A 23,016-nucleotide genomic window follows, 5' to 3' on the forward strand; every position below is an offset into this window, starting at 1 on the left:
CGTGGAGACAACCTGTACCATTTAGTTAATTGAATAACACCTTTAATACGGTCCCGTGAGGCTGAGAAGGAGCAATGTACGACCTGCGACAGGCGTGCAGTGATTATTAACGATAAGTGTGCCCTCTCATCCAAACGGTGAGAGGGTTTTTTTATAAACAAAAAGGCGAAAAGAGGTGCAGGAATGGCAAAAAAAGCAACGGTATTAGATCAACCCGCGATCAGGAGGGCATTGACGCGGATCGCCCATGAAATCATCGAACGAAATAAAGGCATCGAGAATTGTGTCCTCGTCGGAATCAAGACCAGGGGGATCTATATTGCCAAACGCCTTGCGGAACGCATTCATGACATAGAAGGAGAAGAAATTCCTGTAGGAGAAATCGACATCACGCTGTACAGGGACGATCTCAGCAAGAAGACAGAAGACAATGAACCGGAAGTGAAGGGATCAGACCTGCCGGTAGATATCACCAACAAAAAAGTTATTCTGATAGATGATGTATTATTTACCGGAAGAACGGTTCGGGCAGGACTCGATGCTCTGATGGACAGAGGGCGCCCAAGCCAGATTCAATTGGCCGTCCTAGTGGACAGAGGACACAGGGAACTTCCGATCAGGGCAGATTTTGTAGGTAAAAACATACCAACTTCAAGTTCTGAAAAGATCATGGTATCACTCTCCGAAGTAGACGGGGAAGAACAGGTAACCATTCATGAAAAAGAATAAAGCATAATCCTTTTAAGATTGGTCCAGAGAGGCTGACAAAGGATGGGAATGATGGGCTGAATGCCTTCTTATACCCTCTTTGTACCCTCTTACAGGACAAATAGGGTTTTTTTATGAAAAAAAGCAAACAGATTCAAGGGAGGAACAAGTAATGAACGAAAATCAAAAAATAGTACTTGATGTAGAAGAAAGACCGAATCCTGGGAAATGGCTGACACTAAGCATACAGCATCTTTTTGCCATGTTCGGAGCAACGGTCCTGGTTCCTTTCCTCGTAGGATTGAGCCCGGGTGTTGCCCTGATATCAAGCGGGTTGGGAACATTGGCATACCTGCTCATCACAAAAGGGAGAATCCCGGCTTACCTTGGATCATCCTTCGCCTTCATCGCACCGATCCTTGCAGCGAAAAGTCTTGGCGGGCCCCAGGCTGCCATGATGGGAAGCTTCCTGGCAGGGATTGTCTACGGAATCGTGGCACTTCTTATTTCAAAACTGGGATTAAAATGGCTGACCAGGATTCTGCCGCCGATTGTGGTAGGCCCTGTAATCATGGTCATCGGTCTTGGTCTTGCAGGTACTGCAGTAGACATGGCGATGTATAAGAACCCGGGTGCAGAGAATCTGGTATACAGCAATACGCACTTCATGGTCGCGCTGGCCACGCTCGCGATCACCATCATCTGCTCGATATATTTCAAAGGTTTCCTCGGAATGGTCCCGATTCTTGCAGGGATTGTAGGAGGCTACATCATAGCGGTATTCGCCGGGCTGGTTGACTTCCAAAAAGTCATCGACGCTCCATTCTTTCAGATGCCGGATTTCTTCATCCCGTTTGTTGACTACACGCCAAGCTTTTCTTGGGAAATCGTCTCCATCATGGTACCTGTCGCCTTAGTAACGCTCGCGGAGCATACGGGTGACCAGATGGTATTGAGCAAAGTGGTAGGCAGGAACTTTATCGAAAAGCCGGGACTGCACCGCTCGATTCTCGGAGACGGGGTTGCAACTGTGATTGCATCCATGCTCGGAGGACCTCCTAATACTACTTATGGGGAAAACATCGGAGTCCTGGCAATAACACGGGTTTACAGCGTATTCGTCATCGCCGGCGCCGCGGTGCTTGCAGTCACATTCGGCTTCATCGGAAAAATCACGGCACTGATCGGCTCTATTCCATCAGCAGTAATGGGCGGTGTCTCCATCCTTCTTTTCGGAATCATCGCCTCCAGCGGGCTCCGGATGCTGATCGACAACAAAGTGGACCTTGGGAACAAACGCAACTTGGTGATTTCTTCAGTCATTCTTGTCATCGGTGTCGGCGGAGCGTTCGTAAAAGTGAGCGATGAAGTTTCACTATCGGGAATGGCACTGGCCGCGATTGTCGGAGTAGTATTGAACCTGGTCTTACCGGGAAGAGAAGAAAGTGAAGGAAACCAAAATTTATTCGAAGAAGAACAATCTTCAAAAAGTGAAGTCGCATAGAAACACCTTTTAAGTTAGTCCAGAGAGTCTACAAGGGTGAAATTGAACGGGACAGGGGAGCAGTGTACCCCTTGTCGCCATGTACGTATGTTCAAAACCACCCTGTCGAACCCTGACAGGGTGGTTTTTTTAGGAGGGTCCATCGTGAAGAGTTTATTGACAATGAACGAATTAACAAAAGACGAAATCATTGAAATCCTTGATCAGGCTGAACGATTTAAAAACGGAGAGGCTTGGAACAAAGGAGCGGATAAATATGTGGCCAACCTTTTTTTTGAAGCAAGTACGCGGACTAAATGCAGTTTTGAAATGGCGGAAAGGAAACTGGGGCTGGGGGTCATCCCTTTCGAGGCACACACCTCGAGTGTCCAAAAAGGAGAATCACTATACGACACCGTCCGGACCCTTGAATCGATCGGGGTGGAAACGGTTGTCATCCGGCATTCGCTGGATCGCTATTTTGATGAACTCGCAGGCTTAAAGATCAGCGTGATCAACGGCGGCGACGGCTGCGGAAATCATCCTACACAATGCTTATTGGATCTTCTGACGATACGCCAGGAATTCGGGGGATTTGAAAATCTGCAAGTGGCGATCATTGGTGATATAGCACACAGCAGGGTGGCGCGCTCAAATGCAGAGGCACTGTCAAAATTGGGAGCGGAAGTCGTATTCTCGGGTCCCCGTGAATGGTTTCCGCCCGAATATCAGAACCGGTATATGACAGTGGATGAAAGTATTGCGACTTCAGATGCAGTGATGCTTCTAAGGATTCAGCATGAACGCCACGGCAGCACATCTGCCCTGACAAAGGAAGAATATCATGAAAGCTTCGGACTGACTGTCAGTAGAAAACAAAGGATGAAAGATAGGGGAATCATTCTTCATCCCGCCCCAGTCAACAGGGGGGTCGAAATAGATGATTCTTTGGTGGAATGCGAGAATTCAAGGATATTCAAGCAAATGGAAAATGGAGTATTCGTAAGGATGGCTGTTTTAAAAAGAGCGCTAAACAACTAATAGGGGGAATGGCAGATGAACTGGATCATACGGAATGCAAATATCATCAATGAAAATGGAGAAATGGTACAAATTGATTTAAAGGTACAAGGAAATAAAATTACCGAAATGGGTCCGGAGCTTGCAAGCGGTGATCACGAGGAATTCGAAGCTGAAGGATTATTGATTTCCCCTGGCTTTGTCGACCTTCATGTTCACTTGAGAGAGCCCGGAGGAGAACATAAAGAAACAATCAAAACCGGGACTGCAGCTGCTGCAAGAGGGGGATTCACAACGATTGCGGCCATGCCTAATACGAGACCTGTACCTGACTCGGAAGAAACACTTGCAGCCCTGAATGAAAAGATTACTGAAACTGCCAGCATACGTGTCCTCCCATACGCTGCAATCACTGAAAGGCAGGCGGGCAAGAAGCTGAATGACTTTAAAACACTGAAAGAGAAAGGGGGATTTGCCTTCACGGATGACGGTGTTGGCGTCCAGTCTGCAGGAATGATGCTTGAAGCGATGAAACAGGCAGCAGGCATCGGGGCCTCAATTGTCGCACACTGTGAAGAGAACACCCTCATCAACAAGGGAGCGGTGCACCAAGGCAAATTTTCACGGAAACATGAAATCGCTGGAATCCCCTCTGTATGCGAAGCCGTACATATTGCACGGGATGTGCTGCTGGCTGAAGCGGCAGGTGTTCATTATCATGTATGTCATATCTCAACAAAAGAATCGGTAAGGGTAGTGAGGGATGCCAAAAGGGCCGGCATCAATGTCACTGCTGAAGTAACACCCCACCATCTTCTTCTTTGTGAAGATGATATACCGGGTCTGGATCCGAATTTTAAGATGAATCCACCGCTTCGAAGCAAAGAAGATCAAGAAGCGTTGATTGAAGGTTTATTGGATGGAACGATTGATTTCATCGCGACTGACCATGCACCGCATACGAAAGCTGAAAAATCAGAGGGAATGCAGCTGGCGCCATTTGGGATTACAGGACTTGAAACTGCCTTTCCGCTTCTATATACAAACTTTGTCGATAAGGGAATTTTCACTCTGAAGCAGTTAATCGATTGGATGACTGTCAAACCAAGCAAGGCATTCGATCTTCCATTCGGACGCCTGGAAGTCGGAGGGGAAGCGGATTTCACCCTCGTTAACTTATCAGAAAAGAAAACAGTGGATCCCGATCAATTTTTATCAAAGGGAAAAAATACACCTTTCAAAGGCTGGGAATGCAAAGGTTGGCCTGCAGCTACATTTTATCAAGGATCACTTGTATGGGAAAAAGGAGGAAATGAAGAATGAAAAGAAAACTCATATTAGACGATGGAACAGTATTCATTGGAGAAGGCTTTGGAGCGAATGAAGAAACAATCGGAGAGGTTGTATTTAATACAAGTATGACCGGCTATCAGGAAATTCTCTCAGACCCCTCCTATTGCGGGCAGCTTGTAACGTTAACATATCCCCTGGTTGGAAACTACGGCATCAACAGGGACGACTTTGAATCGATCACCCCTGCCATCAAAGCATTCATCGTAAGGGAAGAGGCTGACTTCGCTTCGAACTGGAGAAACGAATCAACACTTGATGAGCTGTTGAAAGTGAAAGGGATCCCGGGGCTTGCAGAAATAGATACGAGGAAACTGACACGTATCATCAGAAAGCATGGGGCAATGAAGGGGATCCTATGTTCAGCAGAAATGGATACAGAGGAAATGCTTGAAAAACTGCATCGGACTCCATTAAGAAGAGACCAAGTAGAGCAGGTTTCGACTCAAACGGCTTATGCAAGCCCGGGAAGAGGGTTCAGGGTCGTCCTGATGGATTTCGGCATGAAGCACGGAATACTGAGGGAACTCAATAAACGTGATTGTGACGTCATTGTGGTCCCTTACGATACTTCAGCAGAAGAAATCCGCAGGCTGCAGCCGGACGGCATCATGCTGTCGAACGGGCCGGGAGATCCGAAAGATGTCCCCCAGGCAATTGAAACAATCAAATCGCTGCTAGGGGAGATCCCGCTCTTTGGAATCTGCCTGGGACACCAGTTATTCGCACTGGCTTGCGGCGGGGATTCTTTCAAGATGAAGTTCGGACACCGCGGGGGCAACCACCCTGTCAAAGACTTGAAAACCGGGAAAGTGGCATTGACTTCGCAAAACCACGGTTATTCTGTGGATGAGAAATCACTCGCTGGTACGAGGATCGAAGTCACTCATATTGCCATCAATGATGGTACGGTGGAAGGCTTGAAACATTTGGATTACCCTGCGTTCACGGTGCAATATCATCCAGAAGCCTCACCGGGGCCGGAGGATTCCAACTATCTATTCGATGATTTCATGAAATTAATGGAAGATGAAAAAAGAAAGGAGCTTCAACATGCCTAAACGTACAGACATTAAAAGTATTTTAGTAATCGGAAGCGGACCAATCATCATAGGACAGGCGGCAGAATTCGACTATGCGGGGACACAGGCCTGTATCGCCCTTAGGGAAGAAGGTTACCGGGTCATATTGGTCAACTCCAACCCGGCAACAATCATGACAGACGCTGAAATGGCTGACAAAGTCTATATTGAGCCTCTGACACTCGATTTCGTGAGCAGGATCATACGCAAAGAACGTCCGGATGCGGTCCTTCCGACGCTCGGTGGGCAGACCGGCTTGAATCTGGCTGTTGAGCTTTCAAAATCAGGAGTATTAGACGAATGCGGAGTCGAAATTCTCGGAACGAAATTATCTGCCATTGAAAAAGCGGAAGATCGTGATCTATTCAGGAATCTGATGAATGAGCTCAATGAGCCGGTACCGGAGAGCGAAATCATCCGCAGTGTGGAAGAAGCGTTTCACTTTGTCGATGGGGTGGGATTCCCGGTCATCGTAAGGCCTGCATACACACTTGGAGGGACAGGAGGCGGGATCTGCCATAATGAAGAAGAACTGATTGAAATCGTAAGCTCCGGGTTGAAATACAGCCCTGTGACACAATGTCTGCTTGAGAAAAGTATTGCAGGATTTAAAGAAATAGAGTACGAGGTTATGAGGGACGGAGCCGATAATGCGATTGTTGTGTGTAATATGGAAAACATCGATCCTGTTGGAATCCACACAGGGGATTCAATCGTGGTGGCGCCGAGTCAGACCTTAAGTGACAGGGAATATCAAATGCTCAGGAACACAAGCCTGAAGATTATCCGAGAACTGGGGATAGAAGGAGGCTGCAACGTTCAGCTCGCACTGGATCCCGACAGTTTCCAGTATTACATCATCGAAGTGAATCCGAGGGTGAGCCGTTCTTCGGCACTTGCTTCAAAAGCAACCGGCTATCCGATTGCCAAGCTGGCAGCGAAGATCGCAGTAGGTCTTACGTTGGATGAAATGATGAATCCGGTCACTGGAAAAACATACGCCGCCTTTGAACCGGCACTTGATTATGTGGTGACAAAGATTCCGCGCTGGCCATTTGACAAGTTTGAAGCAGCCAAACGGAATCTCGGCACCCAGATGAAAGCAACCGGTGAGGTGATGGCAATCGGCAGAACATTTGAGGAATCACTGTTAAAGGCCATCCGCTCATTAGAAAGCAATACGTATCACATGGAGTTAAGCGATGCGGAGCAAATGACCGATCAATGGATTGAGAAAAGGATCCGCAAAGCTGGTGATGAACGTCTCTTCTATGTAGGGGAAGCACTCAGAAGAGGAGTGAATATAGAAACCATTCACGAGTGGAGTAAGATTGACCTTTTCTTCTTATATAAGATGAATAGAATTGTAGAGTTTGAAAGAGAATTAAGGGACCATCCGTTTAACGTGGAACTTGCTGAAAAAGCAAAACGTATGGGCTTCTCTGACATTACTGTCGCAAAACTTTGGGACTGTAAGGAAAATGAAGTCTATCAGTGGAGAAAAGAAAACAGCCTTCTCCCGGTATACAAGATGGTCGATACCTGTGCAGCCGAGTTTGAATCTGAAACACCATACTTCTATGGGACGTACGAGGATGAAAACGAATCGAAAGTCACTGAAAGAGAAAGTGTCATTGTTCTGGGCTCCGGACCGATCCGAATCGGTCAGGGTGTGGAATTTGATTACGCAACAGTCCATTCTGTCTGGGCGATCAAAGAAGCAGGATATGAAGCGATCATCGTAAACAACAACCCTGAAACGGTCTCAACAGATTTCAGTATTTCAGATAAGTTATACTTTGAGCCGCTTACGGTTGAGGATGTGATGCACATCATTGATCTAGAGAAACCTAAAGGAGTTGTGGTCCAATTTGGAGGACAGACGGCGATTAACCTGGCAGAGGAGTTGGTGAGAAGGGGAGTCACTATTCTGGGGACTTCACTTGAGGATCTCGACCGTGCCGAAAATCGCGACAAATTCGAACATACACTTAACCAATTAGGGATTCCCCAGCCAGAAGGGAAAACCGCGGTTTCTGTAGAAGGAGCACTTGAAATTGCAGAATCCATCGGATACCCGGTACTGGTCAGACCATCATATGTACTCGGCGGAAGGGCCATGGAGATTGTATATAGGAGAGAAGAACTCCTTCACTATATGAAAAACGCAGTAAAGGTAAATCCGCAGCACCCTGTACTGATCGACAGATACCTGATCGGAAAAGAGATTGAAGTCGATGCAATTTCAGACGGCGTTGATGTCGTTGTCCCTGGAATCATGGAGCACATCGAACGGGCAGGCGTCCATTCAGGGGATTCCATCGCAGTGTACCCTCCGCAGCAGTTGACGCAGGAACAAAAAGAAACATTAGTGGACTACACTACCCGCCTCGCAAAGGGGTTGAATATTGTCGGCCTGCTTAACATTCAATATGTCATATCAAAAGGTGAGATCTTTGTTCTGGAAGTGAATCCTCGCTCAAGCAGAACGGTGCCATTCATCAGTAAGATCACAAATGTGCCGATGGCCAATATGGCGACGAAATCAATCCTCGGAATATCTTTGAAAGAGCAGGGGTATGAATCAGGGCTTATACCTGAAAAACAGGGAGTATATGTAAAAGTCCCGGTATTCTCTTTTGCAAAGCTGAGAAGAGTGGATATCACGCTGGGCCCTGAAATGAAATCCACCGGGGAAGTCATGGGGAAAGATTCTACTTTAGAGAAAGCACTGTACAAAGGAATGGTCGCTGCCGGGATGGAAATGAAGGAGCACGGATCCGTCCTGATGACAGTGGCGGATAAAGACAAGGAAGAAGCGGTGTTATTGGCTAAACGCTTCGTGAATATAGGCTATCAAATCCTTGCCACGAAGGGAACGGCTCAGTATTTGATGAAAGCAGGTATCGGTGTCAAAGAAGTCGATAAGATCGGTTCTGAGGGGCCGACATTGCTTGACATCATTCAAAGCGGAGAGACGCAGCTTGTCATCAACACCCTTACTAAAGGAAAGCAGCCGGCCAGGGACGGTTTCAGGATCAGAAGAGAATCAGTGGAAAATGGAGTGCCATGTCTTACTTCTTTAGATACCGCAGAAGCGATCTTGCGGGTGATCGAATCCATGACCTTCTCGGCAGAGGCACTGGAAGCCTCGCCGGAAAAAAGAAAGGCGGTTCATCAATGATCGTAAACGACCAGATGAAGGTGGTTTCCCATGAAAAGATTGCAAAAAATATCTTTGAATTAGTCCTCCATGGGGAATTGGTGAATCAAATAAAGGCCCCTGGACAGTTTGTCCATGTGAAAGTCGGGACCGGGATCGACCCATTGTTAAGGAGGCCGATCTCCATTGCAGCTCATAATCAAGAAGAGCAAAGCATGACGTTGATTTACCGTGCTGAAGGCAAGGGGACGAAGCTTCTTTCCCTCGTCGATATAGGGGAAACAGTTGATATCCTGGGGCCTCTTGGAAATGGATTCACTGTGGAAGAGGGGGAAAGCAAGACCGCATTATTGGTAGGCGGGGGAATCGGTGTTCCTCCCCTATACGGTCTTTCCAAAAGTTTAATCGCTAAAGGCTGGGAAGTAAAACATATCCTGGGCTTTCAAGACCGGTCTGTCAGCTTTTATAAAGAACGATTTGAGGAACTGGGAGAAACGTTTATTGCCACAGTGGATGGATCACTCGGGACAAAAGGGTTTGTCACCGATGTCATTCAGAAGGAAGCACCCGGTTTTGATGAGTATTTTTCTTGCGGTCCGACACCGATGCTAAAAGCCTTACAATCCAGATTAGAGATGAAAAGCGGTTTCATTTCTTTAGAGGAGAGAATGGGCTGCGGAATCGGAGCATGTTTTGCATGCGTATGTCATAAACAGGACGATCCGGATGGTTATAGTTATGTGAAAGTATGCAGTGACGGCCCAGTATTTCCGGCAGGGGTGGTGCAATTATGAGAAGGTTGGAAATTGAATTACCAGGATTATCGCTGAAAAATCCGGTCATGCCGGCTTCAGGCTGTTTTGGGTTTGGACGCGAATACAGTCAATTCTATGATTTAAGTGAACTTGGCGCAATCATGATAAAGGCGACCACCGAAGAACCGCGCTTCGGGAACCCCACTCCTCGTGTAGCGGAAACAAACGGGGGGATGTTAAATGCCATCGGGCTTCAAAACCCGGGGCTTAAGGGGGTTATGGACAATGAACTTCCATGGCTCTCCCAGTTTGATGTCCCCATCATTGCCAATGTGGCCGGTTCAAAAATGGAAGATTATGTTGAAGTCGCAAAGGAAATCTCAACAGCATCAAATGTAAAAGCACTGGAACTGAACATATCATGCCCGAATGTTAAAACGGGCGGAATCGCATTCGGGACCATTCCGGAAGTGGCAAAGGAACTGACGAAAAGAGTCAAAGAGGTGTCGGAGGTCCCGCTATATGTAAAGCTTTCACCGAATGTCTCCAATATTGTTGAAATGGCCAAGGCGGTTGAGGCAGGCGGTGCGGACGGTTTGACGATGATCAATACTCTCCTTGGAATGAGACTGGATATCAAAACGGCCAAGCCTGTACTGGCTAATAAAACAGGCGGTTTATCCGGACCTGCGATCAAGCCTGTTGCCATCAGGATGATCTATGAAGTAAGCCAGGCAGTCGACCTTCCGATTATAGGGATGGGCGGCATTCAGACAGCCGAAGACGTCATTGAATATTTTTATGCAGGTGCGAGTGCAGTGGCAGTCGGGACAGCTAACTTCGTCGATCCTTTTGTATGTCAGCGGATCATTAACGAACTGCCTGCCTTACTTGATGAACTTGGGGTGGATCAAATTTCCGAACTAATTGGGAGGAGCTGGGGTAAGCATGAATCAAAAACCATTTATAGCTCTTGATTTTCCGACGTGGGAAGATACGTCTTCATTTCTGGAATTATTCGATGAGAGTTTGAATGTGAAAGTTGGTATGGAATTATATCTTCAAAACGGGCCAAGCATCATCGAAAAGCTATTGAAGGATAATCACCGTATATTCCTTGATTTGAAACTCCACGATATCCCCAACACTGTTTATGGGGCAATGAAGGGTCTAGCCCAATATGACCTGGAACTGCTCAATGTGCATGCCGCGGGGGGCACAGCTATGATGGAAAAGGCTTTGGAAGGCCTTCATACTGGGAGACCGGCCAATCAAAATCCTACAAAACTGATTGCAGTGACCCAATTAACATCCACCTCTGAAAAGCAGATGAGGGATGAACAACTGATTGCTCGATCAATCAATGATTCAGTCTTGCATTATGCGAGTCTCGCAAAACAGTCAGGGCTCGATGGAGTGGTATGTTCACCTCATGAAGCAATGCTGATCAGGGAACATTACGGGGAGGATTTTTTGAGGGTCACCCCGGGGATCAGACTATCTGACGATGATAAGGGGGATCAGCAAAGAATTACAACCCCTGAAAAAGCGAGGGAAATGGGGTCTTCATTAATCGTAGTAGGAAGAAGCATCACCAAAGCAGAAAATCCACAACTCGCTTATGAACAAGTTGTAAAAGAATGGGAGGGCTTGAAATGAAAATAGAAATTGCCAATAAACTATTAGACATCGAAGCTGTCTTTTTAAATCCTGCAGAGCCTTTTACATGGTCATCGGGGATTAAGTCGCCGATTTATTGTGATAACCGTTTAACCATGTCCTATCCATCGGTGAGAAATGAAATTTCGAGCGGACTTTCAGAGATGATAAAAGAACGCTTTCCCGAAGCAGAAGTGATAGCCGGTACAGCTACAGCAGGGATTCCGCATGCAGCCTGGGTAAGTGAAAAACTGAACCTTCCGATGTGTTATGTCCGATCCAAAGCAAAGGCACATGGAAAAGGAAATCAAATTGAGGGTAAAGTCGCTGCCGGCCAAAAAGTAGTGGTGGTAGAGGATCTGATATCAACAGGCGGAAGCTGCATCACAGCAGTTGAAGCATTAAGGGAAGCTGGGTGTGAAGTATTGGGGGTTGCTGCCATCTTCACTTATGAACTTGAAAAAGGCAAAGCAATGCTCGAAGAACATAACATCAATGTTCATGCATTATCGGATTACTCCAGTTTACTCCAAGTGGCACTAGAGCGTTCAATCATCAGGGAAGAAGAGCTGGAAAAATTGAATGCTTGGAAAGATAATCCCGAAGCATGGGGGAATTAACCCGAAAAAGCACTTTTACCAGGAAAACGGTAAAAGTGCTTTTTTTATCAATCCTTTAAAGAACGTACAAGGTCCAAGTCAGGAGTAACATAAACCGTCTGCTGCCCTTCATAAATGACAAACCCGGGCTTTGCTCCTTTTGGCTTCTTAACTTGTCTGACAGCGGTGAAATCGACTGGAACTGAACTCGATTCACGTGCTTTGCTGAAATATGCAGCGATATTTGCTGCTTCTTTAATGGTTTGTTCGGATGGGTCGTTACTTTTAATCACCACATGAGACCCCGGTATATCTTTGGTGTGCAGCCAGATGTCATCCCTGCCTGCCGCTTTATTTGTTAAATAATCATTTTGCTTGTTGTTTTTTCCTACCAAGATTTGAGTTCCGTCACTTGAAGTATAGCTTTCAAGTACAGGCTTCCCATTTGTTTTCTTCTTTTTCGTCTGTTTACGGGCTCTCAGGTAGCCTTCTTCCTCTAACTCTTCCCGTATTTCCTCCACGTCCTTTGTGGATGCTGATTCAAGCTGCTGAAGCAGCCTCTCCAAATAAATGATTTCTTCTTTTGCTTTTTCAATCTGCTCATTCACAATTTCAACCGCATTTTTGGCCTTTTGATAACGGGAAAAATAAAGCTGAGCATTTTCAGAAGGAGATTTCTGGGGATTAAGAGGGATGGTGATGCTTCCCCCGTCCTCGTCATAGTAATTGACGACACTGACTTCAGTCATACCTCTTTCCACTGCATACAGATTTGAAGTAAGAAGTTCGCCTAATAATTGAAAGCGGTCAGCCTGTTCGGCATCTTTCAACGTTTGCTTCAGCTTTTCGATTTTATTTACGTTTTTATCCCGTTCATTCCTGATAAACCGCTCCAGGTCGTTTCCTTGCTGTTTCACGCGGTCCCTTGCCGCTTTTTGATAGAAGAATCGATCCAGTAATTCACTTAATGAAGGAAAAGCAAGCTTTTCTCCTTCCACATGTTCAAGGCTTGTCCAGTAGAATATTTCTTTCTCCCCCATGATGAGAGTGGGGGACACTTGATTTTCTTTGGACTTCTTTACTAAATCAAGGAAGGACCGGGCGATTTCAGACTGTTTACCAAGGCCGGCATGGTGGGTCACTTCTTTGGCAAACAACGGAGAGATACCGGCGAATGATTGAACGATTTGTTTATCCAGCTTCCCGGCATTGAAGTCGAGGGCCCTCAGTACATCTTCACTTGTCGCTTCCAGCGGGTTTCTTTTGTCCTGCTGCGGCGGCATGACATACTCATGGCCCGGTAAAACGGTCCGGTGTGTATTCATGCTGGGAGAAATATGCTTGATGCTGTCCAGGATCATATTTCTTCCTTTATTGACTAATATGATATTACTGTGCCTGCCCATTATTTCAATGATCAGCTGTTTATAAGAGACATCTCCTATTTCATTTCTTCCTTTTACCTCAAAAACGATCATCCGATCCAGCCCCGATTGTTTGATATCTTCAATGATGTACCCTTCCAAATGCTTGCGAAGAAGCATACAGAACATAGGAGGGACCGACGGGTTCTCGTATTCTTCTTTCGTAATCTGAACCCTTGAATAACTCGGGTGGGCGGATAAGAGAAGCTTATGATTCTTGCCGTTCGCCCGCACGATCATGATGATCTCATTCTTATAAGGCTGATGAACCTTATTGATCCTCCCATTCATCACCTCATGCTTCAATTCCTTCGTCATAGCTCTAGTAAACAATCCATCAAATGACATAACCAACATCCTCTTTAAAATAACGTATTTTATATATTCTCTTAATAATTTACTTATAGATTTATCTTCTTTAATGGAAAATTATCATTGCCTATTTATTTCCGCTAAAGGCACAAAATTCCACGGGAGGAAGTCGAGCTTCCTCGGCGTTCCGCCTCCGGGAAGAAATGCGCAAGCGGCTAGTTCAAAGGTGACAAGCATAAGACGAACAATCCGGAAAGGCGATCTTTTCCTTTTTAGCCTGTTTGACTTATGCTCTCAAGCCTCTAGCCACCGGAACTGGACAAGTCCCGACCTTTCCTCTAATTCCCGTCGGAGTCAAGTGCCTTCTGCTCTCCAACCACTCTTTATTTTCAATGAGTTTAATAACACAAAATCCTCTATTAAGATTTCAGTTTTATCTGATTCGATAAAACATGTACTGCTTATGGGTCTACTTTGATTGCTTATTAAACCTAATTGATGATTTAGGGACGTCACCAGCTGTTGGTTGGAGTGAAAGACGCAGACTCCTGCGGGAAAAGCGGGACAGGTGAGACCCCGCAGGAGCGCAGCGACGAGGAGGCTCACCGCCCGCCCGCGGAAAGCGAAGTCTTTCACGGAAACCAACAGCGGTATTCAGGAACTTGCTTAATAATAAGTGATTAACCAGGACTAGCTTAAAATTCATAATTAAATCATATCATTTTTTAGGACGAGTCTGAATAAGAATGCTAAGAGAAGAACAACTTTTCGTTATCGTAGGAGGAGAGTGAATTGGTTGAATGAAATATCATGAGATGAGACAGGAAGATATAGAAAAGTCACTAAACACCAACTATACCAATGGCTTGTCAGAAGAAGACGTATCTCTAAGAAGGAAACAATTCGGCTACAATCAGCTTGAAGAAGCAGAAAAACAATCAAATTTATTATTGTTCTTCAGCCAATTTAAAGATTTCATGGTGCTTGTATTACTCGCAGCCACTCTCATTTCTGGATTATTGGGAGAATATATTGATGCGGTCGCTATCATTGCCATTGTGCTTATCAACGGTTTCCTCGGTTTCTTCCAGGAACGAAAAGCTGAAAAGTCGCTTCAGGCACTCAGAGAGCTGTCGGCTCCTCAAGTGAACGTACTCCGTGATGGAAGCTGGATGAAAATCCTTTCCAGAGAAGTGACCGTGGGAGATATCATCCGCTTCGCGAGCGGAGATAGAATAGGAGCGGATGTACGCCTGATCAATGCCAATAACCTTGAAATTGAGGAATCTGCATTGACGGGTGAATCTGTGCCTGTTGCGAAATCGATAAATCCTGTTACAGGGGATCATGTCAGCCTCGGGGATTTGGAAAATATGGCTTTCATGGGGACGATGGTTACAAGGGGGAACGGTACAGGTGTTGTCACGGCAATCGGAATGAAAACGGCAATGGGACAGATTGCGGATATGCTTCAAAAAGCGGAATCTATGGTCACGCCTTTGCAGCGGAGACTAGAGGAATTAGGGAAAATCCTCATTACAGTCGCTTTGATTCTTACCGCTCTGGTTGTAGGGGCAGGGGTGATCCAGGGGCATGATATTTATACGATGTTCCTTGCAGGTGTGTCTCTTGCTGTTGCGGCCATACCTGAAGGCCTTCCTGCAATCGTGACAGTCGCGCTGTCTCTAGGTGTACAGAGAATGATCAAAAAGAAGGCAATCGTCAGAAAACTTCCGGCTGTAGAAACTCTCGGATGTGCTTCTGTCATCTGTTCAGACAAGACAGGGACCCTTACTCAGAATAAGATGACCGTCACCCATCTGTGGAGCGGAGGAAAGACCTGGTCTGTAACCGGGACAGGGTACGAACCGGACGGGCAGTTTTACAGCGGCGAGGAAAGGGTCTCGCCTAACAACCAGAAAGCTCTCAATCAATTGCTGACATTCGGGATGCTCTGTAATCACGCCGAACTGGTCACCAGGGATGACAGTTTCATGGTGGATGGTGATCCCACTGAGGGAGCCCTTCTGGTCGCCGGATTAAAGGCGGGATTAAACAGGGACCTCCTGCTGCAAAAATTTAAAATTATAAAAGAGTTTCCGTTCGATTCTACGAGGAAGATGATGAGTGTCATTGTAATCGATCAAAACGGAAAACAATTTTCGGTAACAAAAGGAGCCCCCGATGTGCTTGCTGCCAAGAGCGAGTCCATTCTCTGGGATAACAGGCTTCAAATGAAAACAGTTGAATTGTTTAAAGAGGTAGAGTCGGCTATCGGCGAAATGTCATCGAACGCTCTTAGAAACATCGCGATTGCCTATAAACCATTAAATGGTATAAAGGCTGAAACGTTAGATGAAAAAGACGTGGAAGAAGGATTTACTTTCATCGGGCTTCAAGGCATGATCGATCCGCCAAGGCCTGAAGTGAAACAAGCAGTCAGGGAATGTAAGGCTGCCGGGATCAAGACCGTGATGATTACTGGAGATCATGTCTTGACGGCAAAAGCCATAGCCGCACAGTTAGGGATTTTAAAAAAGAATGATAAAGTCCTCGATGGTAAAGCCCTGAATGAAATGGATGTGGAAGAACTTCAGGAAGTGGTTGAAGATGTCTCTGTATTTGCGCGAGTATCACCGGAACATAAATTGAAGATTGTGAAAGCCTTGCAAAACAGGGGGCATGTGGTGGCGATGACCGGGGATGGTGTAAATGATGCCCCTGCCATTAAATCTGCTGATATAGGAGTGGCCATGGGGATTACAGGGACCGATGTGGCAAAGGAATCCTCTTCACTCGTCCTTCTCGACGATAATTTTGCCACGATAAAATCCGCCATTCAGGAAGGGCGGAATATCTATGAAAATATCCGGAAATTCATCAGGTACCTACTGGCATCCAATGTAGGCGAAATCCTCGTCATGCTGTTTGCCATGCTGCTTGCTTTGCCGCTTCCGCTCGTACCGATTCAAATTTTATGGGTCAATCTTGTCACTGACGGACTCCCGGCAATGGCACTCGGACTTGATAAGCCGGAAGATGATGTCATGAAGAGAAAGCCAAGGAATATGAATGAAGGCGTTTTTGCCAGAGGCCTGGGATGGAAAGTCGTTTCAAGGGGGTTCCTCATCGGCCTGGTCACGCTCTTCGCGTTCATGCTTGCTTATAAGGCGCATCCTGATCATCTTGCATATGCCCAAACGGTCGCTTTTGCGACACTGGTAATGGCTCAATTGATTCATGTATTCGACTGCCGCAGTGAAGTTTCTGTATTCTCAAGGAATCCATTCGGCAATATGTATCTGGTCTGGGCGGTCCTTTCATCACTTGTTTTGATGCTGCTGGTCATATATATCCCGTCCCTGCAGCCGATTTTCCATACAGTCCCGATCCAGCTGAAGGACTGGATGCTAATCATCGGTTTGAGCTCAGTACCGACGTTTTTGCTGGCAGGGTCATTTTTTGCAAGAAAAAAATAGTGGAATGTGGTATAATCCAAAAGGTAATAGAGTTTTGTCCTCTATTACCTTTTTTCATATATTCCGACTGTTCATTTTGATTCCCGCCAAGAAAGAAAGCCGGGAGTTTTTATACATATCGAACAACATTACATACACTAATACACATAAAGATTGGAAGTGAGCGTAATGGTTGTCAGCATGACAGGCTTTGGAAGAAGCAATCTGAATTCTGGACTACATACTGTAACAGTCGAAATGAAATCGGTGAACCACCGGTTTCATGAATGTACGATCAGGCTGCCGAGGCAGCTGATTAAGCTTGAAGAAAAAATCAAGAAACAGATTTCAGGATTCATCAAGAGAGGGAAGGTGGATATTTTCATCACCATTTCCGGTGAAGGTCTTGTACATAGGAATCTGCGTATTGACTGGAAACTCATTCAAGATTATTATCAGTTAGTACATGAAGTCAAAGACCGCTTCTCCTTGAAGGGTGAAGTGGAACTGGATCAGATATTATCACGGGAAGAGTTCATTACGATTGAAGAAATGGAAGAAGAAAACGAAGAACTTGAACAAATGGTATTGAATGCAGTGCAATTGGCTGCAAAGGAATTAAGGGAAATGAGATTGAAGGAAGGAGAGGCCCTTGAAGTGGATTTCCACCTTCACTTGAATCAATTTGAACAAAAAGTTTCCGAACTCAGCATTATATCACCGCGTGTCATCACGGAATACAGGGACAGACTTGAAAAGAAAATGATGGAATACAGTGAAGGTGCCATCGATGAAAGCCGTTTGATGAATGAGGTGGCCATCATGGCGGACAAATCCGATATCACGGAAGAATTGACCCGCTTGAAAAGCCATATCCTTTATTTCCGTTCTACTATGGGTCTGAATGAACCCATTGGCCGAAAATTGGATTTCTTAATTCAGGAAATGAACAGGGAAGTGAACACCATTGGTTCCAAGTCGAATGATTCCAGTATCACAGCATTGGTGGTAGAGTTGAAGTCCACGCTTGAAAAGCTTCGGGAACAAGTACAAAATGTTGAATAAGAAGTTTAGTTTACCGTCCATACGGAGAAACTAAGCTATTGATTAGGAGGAGCGTCATGTCTATTAAGCTCATCAATATAGGATTTGGAAATATTGTATCAGCTAACCGGATCATCTCGATTGTCAGTCCAGAATCTGCGCCGATCAAGCGTCTGATTCAAGATGCAAGGGACCGGGGTACTTTAGTGGATGCTACATACGGAAGGAGAACGAGGGCAGTCATCATCACAGACAGCGACCATGTGATTTTATCGGCTGTTCAACCGGAGACCGTTGCTCACCGCTTAACGGATAAAGATGATTTGCAAGAAGAAGGGCAGGGTAAATAAATGAATGAAAAAGGATTGCTGATCGTACTTTCCGGTCCATCCGGAGTCGGCAAAGGGACAGTGCGTAAAGCGATTTTTTCCCAGGAAGATACGAAATTTGAATATTCCATTTCAATGACGACCCGTAAGCCGCGGGAAGGGGAAGTGGACGGGATTGATTATTTCTTTAAATCCAGGGAAGAGTTTGAGGCGCTGATCGAACAGGGAAAGCTTCTTGAATACGCAGAATTTGTAGGGAATTATTATGGCACGCCTGTCGACTATGTACGTGAAACGATCAACAATGGCAGGGATGTATTCCTTGAAATCGAAGTGCAGGGAGCACAGCAGGTACGGGATAAATTTCCGGAAGGTTTGTTCATTTTCCTTGCCCCTCCAAGCCTTTCCGAACTTCAGAACCGCCTTGTGACAAGAGGCACTGAAACAAATGAAGTCATCCAGGGCAGATTGAATACCGCCAGGAAAGAAATTGAAATGATGAATTTATATGATTATATCGTCGAAAATGACAAAATCGAAAACGCTGTTGAAAAAATTAACTCGATCGTGCAGGCTGAGCACTGCAAACGGGAAAGAGTTCAACAAAGATATATTAAAATGCTGGAGGTTGAATAGATGTTATATCCATCCATTGATTCATTGATGAAAAAAATCGATTCCAAATATTCTTTAGTAAGTGTCGCTGCTAAGCGGGCAAGAAATCTTCAGGATACCGGTGATTTCCGCCTTGAAAAGTATTCTTCTCAAAAATTTGTTGGAAAAGCACTTGAAGAGATACATGCTGGTCAATTATCCATGAAAGAAAGAGACGAAAAAGCTGTTTACTCTGATGAGTAAAAAAGACAATTCGACTTTATGAAAAATCAGAGGGTTGACCCGGAAGATTTTATGAATCTTTTCGGGACAGCCCTATTTTCTTTTTTACTCAAAATCCTTCATAATAAAAGGAAGTATAAAGGAACTGGGGGAAGTTCGATGAATCAGGGGAAAAAAATATTATTATGTGTAACCGGTGGAATCGCCGTATATAAAGCCGCTGCTCTGACAAGTAAGCTTGTGCAAAGCGGTGCGGAAGTTAGAGTCCTCATGACAGAATCCGCACAGAAATTTGTCACTCCTCTTACGTTTCAGGCACTTTCCAGACAGGATGTCTACTGGGACACATTTGACGAAAAGGATTCTTCTAAAATAGCACATATCGATTTGGCAGATTGGCCTGATTTGATTCTTGTTGCCCCGGCGACTGCGAATATCATAGGAAAGCTGGCTAATGGCATTGCCGATGATATGATTTCGACAACCCTGCTCGCCACGACTTCACCTGTCTGGGTGGCACCGGCAATGAACGTACATATGTATGACCATCCCGCGGTCCAGAGGAATATCCAGAGGCTGTATGATGACGGGTGCCGTTTCATAGAACCCGGCGAAGGTTATTTAGCCTGCGGGTATGTCGGGAAAGGAAGACTGGAGGAACCCGAAAGGATCGTTGAACTCATCCAAGACCACTTTATGGAAAAGATGACGGAGCAAAGGCTGCTTGAAGGGAAACGCATTGTGATTACTGCCGGCCCGACAAGGGAAATGGTGGACCCCGTCCGCTTCTTCACCAACCGCTCAACGGGAAAGATGGGCTATGCATTGGCTGAAGCCGCTTTGCAGCTCGGAGGGGATGTGACACTGATTTCCGGTCCCACTGATTTATCCCCGCCAAGAGGAGCCCATTTTATTCAAGTGAATTCTGCAGAGGAAATGTATGAGGCGGTCCATTCCGGATTCAATCAAGCGGATATCGTGGTCAAGAGTGCCGCAGTTGCTGATTATCGGCCAAAAGAGATCCTCGATGAAAAATTAAAGAAGCAAGAAGGCAGTCTGGTTCTTGAATTTGAACGGACCAAGGATATTCTTAAAAGTCTTGGCGAACGTAAAGACGGTCAATTCTTGATCGGGTTCGCAGCGGAAACAACAAATGTAGAAGAATATGCCAAAGCGAAACTGCATAAAAAGAATGCGGATATGATTGTCGCTAATAACGTGAAAGAAGCAGGGTCAGGCTTTGGAACGGATACGAATAAAGTATCCATCATCACGGCGGATTCTGTCCGTCATTTGCCGCTGCTTTCAAAACAGGAGGCTGCAAAGGAAATCTTTAAGGCAGCCGTTCACCAAATGAGGGGTCAGCATGAAGAACGTAGCTAGTGTCATAGTCGATGTTCCGGCCATGCAGACGGACCGTGCTTACGACTATCTTGTACCTGAAGAATGGCTGGGAAGCATTTTACCTGGTATGAGAGTCGTCGTCCCATTCGGACCGAGGAAGATTCAGGGCTTTGTGATGGAACTGAAAGAAAAAAGTGAGGTTTCCAAGCTTAAAGCAATCTCTGAACCAATGGATCTCGTCCCGGTACTGAACGAAGAGCTTTTATCGTTGGGAAACTGGCTCACTGATAAAACCTTATGCTTTAAAATATCTGCGTTTCAAGCAATGCTGCCTGCAGCCATGAAAGCAAAATATGAAAAGTTTTTCAGGTTGGAAGAGATGACCAGATTGGAAGAACTGCCTGACCCCTTGCCGGATTTATTTAGGAAAAACAGTGAAATCTCATGGAAGGCGGCCCAGGAGGCGGGGATTCTTCCCCTCATCCAAAAACAGGTGAAACAAGGAAAAGTTGATGTCATTTATAAAGTCAAAGCCCGGGGAAAGAAAAAAACGGTAAGAAAAATACTGCCGGCTTTCAACAGGGGTCAGCTTGAAGGGATTCTTGAAAGCCTGCCTCCCCAAGCCAGCAAACAAAAAGAAGTCCTGCGTTACGTTTCCGATGCGTCAAATGAAGGTGCGCCTTTGCTTGTTAAACAAGTCATTGAAGATGCCGGGACGACAGCCTCCACTATTAAAACGCTTGTAAATAAAGGTTTGCTGGTGGAAAAAGAGGAAGAAGTATATCGTGATCCATTTGAAGACAGGTTATTTGAACAGACCTCGCCATTGCCTCTGACGGAGCAGCAGTCCCAAGCAATTAAACCGATTGTGGACGTGATCGATCAAAACCTTCATCGGACGTTTCTTCTTTATGGAGTGACAGGAAGCGGAAAGACAGAAATTTATCTTCAATCCATCCAGAGGGTATTGGAAGAAGGAAAAGAAGCGATTGTTCTTGTGCCCGAGATTTCCCTTACCCCTCAAATGGTCCATCGTTTCAAAGGAAGATTCGGTGACGATGTTGCCGTCCTTCACAGCGGCTTATCGGTAGGGGAGAAATATGATGAATGGAGAAAGATCCAGAGAAAAGAAGTGAAAGTCGTGGTGGGGGCACGATCGGCTATCTTTGCCCCTTTTGAAAATATCGGGATCATCATCATTGATGAAGAACACGAGACAAGCTACAAGCAGGAAGAAAACCCTCGCTATCATGCCAGGGATGTGGCGGTGCAGAGGGCTGAGACCCATAAATGCCCGGTAATCCTGGGCAGCGCCACTCCTTCTCTGGAGACGTTTGCACGTGCTTCAAAAGGGGTTTATCAGTTGTTGACATTAAGTAAGCGGATGAATGATGGGGATCTGCCCCATGTATCGGTCGTTGACATGAGGGAAGAATTGAGAAATGGAAATCGTTCCATGTTCTCGCAGGAATTGTTTGATAAGCTTCAGACGCGCCTCGAGAAAGGGGAACAGACTGTACTTTTCTTAAACAGGAGAGGCCATTCATCATTTATTATGTGCAGGGACTGCGGTTTTGTCGTCCAATGCCCGAATTGTGATATTTCACTGACGTACCATCGCTTTTCAAATGGGATGAAGTGCCACTATTGCGGATACGAAGAAGCTGTGCCAAATACTTGTCCGGAATGCACCAGTGAACATATCCGCTATTTTGGAACCGGGACACAAAAAGTGGAAGAGGAGCTTACTAAACTTCTTCCGGGGGCAAGGATCATCCGGATGGATGTCGACACGACCAGCAGGAAGGGATCGCACGAGAAACTTCTTACCGCATTCGGGGAAGGGAAGGCAGATATCCTTCTTGGCACTCAAATGATCGCCAAAGGTCTTGATTTTCCGAATATCACTTTGGTCGGTGTCCTCAGTGCCGATACGATGCTTCATTTACCTGATTTCCGTGCAGCAGAAAAGACCTTTCAACTCCTGACCCAGGTTAGCGGACGAGCCGGCAGGCACACACTGCCGGGGGAAGTGGTGGTCCAAACCTATACTCCCGAGCATTACTCGATCGAGTTGGCGGCAGAGCATGATTATGACCGGTTTTATTTGCAGGAGATGGCGATGAGGAAAATGGGAGCATACCCGCCTTTCTATTACATTACCATGATTACAATGAGTCATGAGGATTTGATGAAAGTCGTTGCAATCGCGGAGAAATTATCCGCTTTTGTCCGGTCGAGGCTGTCCGAGTCCACGATCATCCTTGGTCCTGCAGCGTCTCCGATTCCCCGGATAAAAAATAGATATCGTTACCAATGTTTGATAAAATACAAGCGGGAACCGAATCTCACTCCCACATTAAAAACAGTGCTGGATCAATTTCAGCAGCAATATGCATCCGGAGGTTTGACGATTTCAATTGATGTAAACCCCTATATGATGATGTAA

The 23,016-nt window shown here is 45.8% G+C and carries 18 protein-coding genes; 17 read left to right on the forward strand and 1 reads right to left on the reverse strand.

Annotation, left to right across the window (positions count from 1 at the left end):
* The first annotated feature begins 183 nt into the window (after positions 1–183).
* From pyrR to pyrE, 10 genes are all read left to right on the forward strand, one after another.
* Entirely contained in the window at positions 184–729 is a 546-nt protein-coding gene (gene pyrR / locus ACKA06_RS03095; RefSeq protein ID WP_032088911.1) for a bifunctional pyr operon transcriptional regulator/uracil phosphoribosyltransferase PyrR, read from the forward strand.
* Between the two features lie 151 nt (positions 730–880).
* Entirely contained in the window at positions 881–2,212 is a 1,332-nt protein-coding gene (locus ACKA06_RS03100) for a uracil-xanthine permease family protein (protein ID WP_032088910.1), read from the forward strand.
* Positions 2,213–2,356: 144 nt separating this feature from the next.
* On the forward strand, positions 2,357–3,232 hold the full coding sequence (locus ACKA06_RS03105; protein WP_058298373.1) for an aspartate carbamoyltransferase catalytic subunit: 876 nt from the start codon (positions 2,357–2,359) through the stop codon (positions 3,230–3,232).
* A 15-nt stretch (positions 3,233–3,247) separates the two neighbouring features.
* The gene (locus ACKA06_RS03110; protein ID WP_214873990.1) at positions 3,248–4,534 is read left to right on the forward strand and encodes a dihydroorotase; all 1,287 of its coding nucleotides are present in this window, start codon (positions 3,248–3,250) and stop codon (positions 4,532–4,534) included.
* Positions 4,531–5,622 (forward strand): carbamoyl phosphate synthase small subunit, encoded by a 1,092-nt coding sequence (locus ACKA06_RS03115; protein ID WP_098151216.1) that lies wholly within the window; start codon positions 4,531–4,533, stop codon positions 5,620–5,622. The genes ACKA06_RS03110 and ACKA06_RS03115 overlap by 4 nt, the downstream gene beginning before the upstream one ends.
* A complete protein-coding gene (carB, locus tag ACKA06_RS03120) occupies positions 5,615–8,827 on the forward strand; it encodes a carbamoyl-phosphate synthase large subunit (protein ID WP_214873992.1) in 3,213 nt (1,070 codons plus the stop codon). Before ACKA06_RS03115 ends, carB begins: the two co-directional genes overlap by 8 nt.
* A complete protein-coding gene (locus ACKA06_RS03125; protein ID WP_032088906.1) occupies positions 8,824–9,600 on the forward strand; it encodes a dihydroorotate dehydrogenase electron transfer subunit in 777 nt (258 codons plus the stop codon). Before carB ends, ACKA06_RS03125 begins: the two co-directional genes overlap by 4 nt.
* The gene (locus ACKA06_RS03130; RefSeq protein WP_214873994.1) at positions 9,597–10,538 is read left to right on the forward strand and encodes a dihydroorotate dehydrogenase; all 942 of its coding nucleotides are present in this window, start codon (positions 9,597–9,599) and stop codon (positions 10,536–10,538) included. The genes ACKA06_RS03125 and ACKA06_RS03130 overlap by 4 nt, the downstream gene beginning before the upstream one ends.
* Positions 10,510–11,220, forward strand: a complete 711-nt coding sequence (gene pyrF / locus ACKA06_RS03135) for an orotidine-5'-phosphate decarboxylase (RefSeq protein WP_214873996.1) — start codon at positions 10,510–10,512, stop codon at positions 11,218–11,220. Before ACKA06_RS03130 ends, pyrF begins: the two co-directional genes overlap by 29 nt.
* Positions 11,217–11,840, forward strand: a complete 624-nt coding sequence (gene pyrE, locus ACKA06_RS03140; protein ID WP_032088894.1) for an orotate phosphoribosyltransferase — start codon at positions 11,217–11,219, stop codon at positions 11,838–11,840. Before pyrF ends, pyrE begins: the two co-directional genes overlap by 4 nt.
* A 47-nt stretch (positions 11,841–11,887) precedes the next feature.
* Here pyrE and ACKA06_RS03145 read toward each other — a convergent pair whose 3' ends face one another.
* Positions 11,888–13,591 (reverse strand): Rqc2 family fibronectin-binding protein, encoded by a 1,704-nt coding sequence (locus ACKA06_RS03145; protein WP_411158998.1) that lies wholly within the window; start codon positions 13,589–13,591, stop codon positions 11,888–11,890.
* Between the two features lie 764 nt (positions 13,592–14,355).
* Between ACKA06_RS03145 and ACKA06_RS03150 the strand changes: the two genes are divergently transcribed.
* The 7 genes from ACKA06_RS03150 to priA all read left to right on the forward strand — a co-directional run bounded on the left by ACKA06_RS03150 (position 14,356) and on the right by priA (position 23,016).
* Positions 14,356–17,034, forward strand: a complete 2,679-nt coding sequence (locus ACKA06_RS03150; RefSeq protein WP_032088892.1) for a cation-translocating P-type ATPase — start codon at positions 14,356–14,358, stop codon at positions 17,032–17,034.
* A 168-nt stretch (positions 17,035–17,202) separates the two neighbouring features.
* Entirely contained in the window at positions 17,203–18,078 is an 876-nt protein-coding gene (locus tag ACKA06_RS03155) for a YicC/YloC family endoribonuclease (RefSeq protein WP_032088891.1), read from the forward strand.
* Positions 18,079–18,134: 56 nt separating this feature from the next.
* Complete coding sequence (gene remA / locus ACKA06_RS03160; protein ID WP_032088890.1) at positions 18,135–18,407, forward strand: extracellular matrix/biofilm regulator RemA; 273 nt, start codon at positions 18,135–18,137, stop codon at positions 18,405–18,407.
* On the forward strand, positions 18,408–19,022 hold the full coding sequence (gene gmk, locus ACKA06_RS03165; RefSeq protein ID WP_032088889.1) for a guanylate kinase: 615 nt from the start codon (positions 18,408–18,410) through the stop codon (positions 19,020–19,022).
* On the forward strand, positions 19,023–19,244 hold the full coding sequence (rpoZ, locus tag ACKA06_RS03170) for a DNA-directed RNA polymerase subunit omega (RefSeq protein WP_032088888.1): 222 nt from the start codon (positions 19,023–19,025) through the stop codon (positions 19,242–19,244).
* A gap of 138 nt (positions 19,245–19,382) precedes the next feature.
* The gene (gene coaBC, locus ACKA06_RS03175) at positions 19,383–20,606 is read left to right on the forward strand and encodes a bifunctional phosphopantothenoylcysteine decarboxylase/phosphopantothenate--cysteine ligase CoaBC (RefSeq protein ID WP_197670753.1); all 1,224 of its coding nucleotides are present in this window, start codon (positions 19,383–19,385) and stop codon (positions 20,604–20,606) included.
* Positions 20,590–23,016 (forward strand): primosomal protein N', encoded by a 2,427-nt coding sequence (gene priA / locus ACKA06_RS03180; RefSeq protein WP_032088887.1) that lies wholly within the window; start codon positions 20,590–20,592, stop codon positions 23,014–23,016. The genes coaBC and priA overlap by 17 nt, the downstream gene beginning before the upstream one ends.

Source organism: Rossellomorea oryzaecorticis (assembly GCF_045897515.1).
GTDB lineage: Bacteria > Bacillota > Bacilli > Bacillales > Bacillaceae_B > Rossellomorea > Rossellomorea enclensis.

Coding starts and splice junctions, on each gene's coding strand:
- ACKA06_RS03125 (WP_032088906.1), top strand. CDS start 8,824: ATGATCGTAAACGACCAGATGAAGGTGGTTTCCCATGAAAAGATTGCA.
- coaBC (WP_197670753.1), top strand. CDS start 19,383: ATGAATCAGGGGAAAAAAATATTATTATGTGTAACCGGTGGAATCGCC.
- gmk (WP_032088889.1), top strand. CDS start 18,408: ATGAATGAAAAAGGATTGCTGATCGTACTTTCCGGTCCATCCGGAGTC.
- pyrR (WP_032088911.1), top strand. CDS start 184: ATGGCAAAAAAAGCAACGGTATTAGATCAACCCGCGATCAGGAGGGCA.
- ACKA06_RS03150 (WP_032088892.1), top strand. CDS start 14,356: ATGAAATATCATGAGATGAGACAGGAAGATATAGAAAAGTCACTAAAC.
- rpoZ (WP_032088888.1), top strand. CDS start 19,023: ATGTTATATCCATCCATTGATTCATTGATGAAAAAAATCGATTCCAAA.
- ACKA06_RS03110 (WP_214873990.1), top strand. CDS start 3,248: ATGAACTGGATCATACGGAATGCAAATATCATCAATGAAAATGGAGAA.
- ACKA06_RS03100 (WP_032088910.1), top strand. CDS start 881: ATGAACGAAAATCAAAAAATAGTACTTGATGTAGAAGAAAGACCGAAT.
- priA (WP_032088887.1), top strand. CDS start 20,590: ATGAAGAACGTAGCTAGTGTCATAGTCGATGTTCCGGCCATGCAGACG.
- pyrE (WP_032088894.1), top strand. CDS start 11,217: ATGAAAATAGAAATTGCCAATAAACTATTAGACATCGAAGCTGTCTTT.
- ACKA06_RS03145 (WP_411158998.1), bottom strand. CDS start 13,591: ATGTCATTTGATGGATTGTTTACTAGAGCTATGACGAAGGAATTGAAG.
- pyrF (WP_214873996.1), top strand. CDS start 10,510: ATGAATCAAAAACCATTTATAGCTCTTGATTTTCCGACGTGGGAAGAT.
- remA (WP_032088890.1), top strand. CDS start 18,135: ATGTCTATTAAGCTCATCAATATAGGATTTGGAAATATTGTATCAGCT.
- ACKA06_RS03155 (WP_032088891.1), top strand. CDS start 17,203: ATGGTTGTCAGCATGACAGGCTTTGGAAGAAGCAATCTGAATTCTGGA.
- ACKA06_RS03130 (WP_214873994.1), top strand. CDS start 9,597: ATGAGAAGGTTGGAAATTGAATTACCAGGATTATCGCTGAAAAATCCG.
- ACKA06_RS03115 (WP_098151216.1), top strand. CDS start 4,531: ATGAAAAGAAAACTCATATTAGACGATGGAACAGTATTCATTGGAGAA.
- carB (WP_214873992.1), top strand. CDS start 5,615: ATGCCTAAACGTACAGACATTAAAAGTATTTTAGTAATCGGAAGCGGA.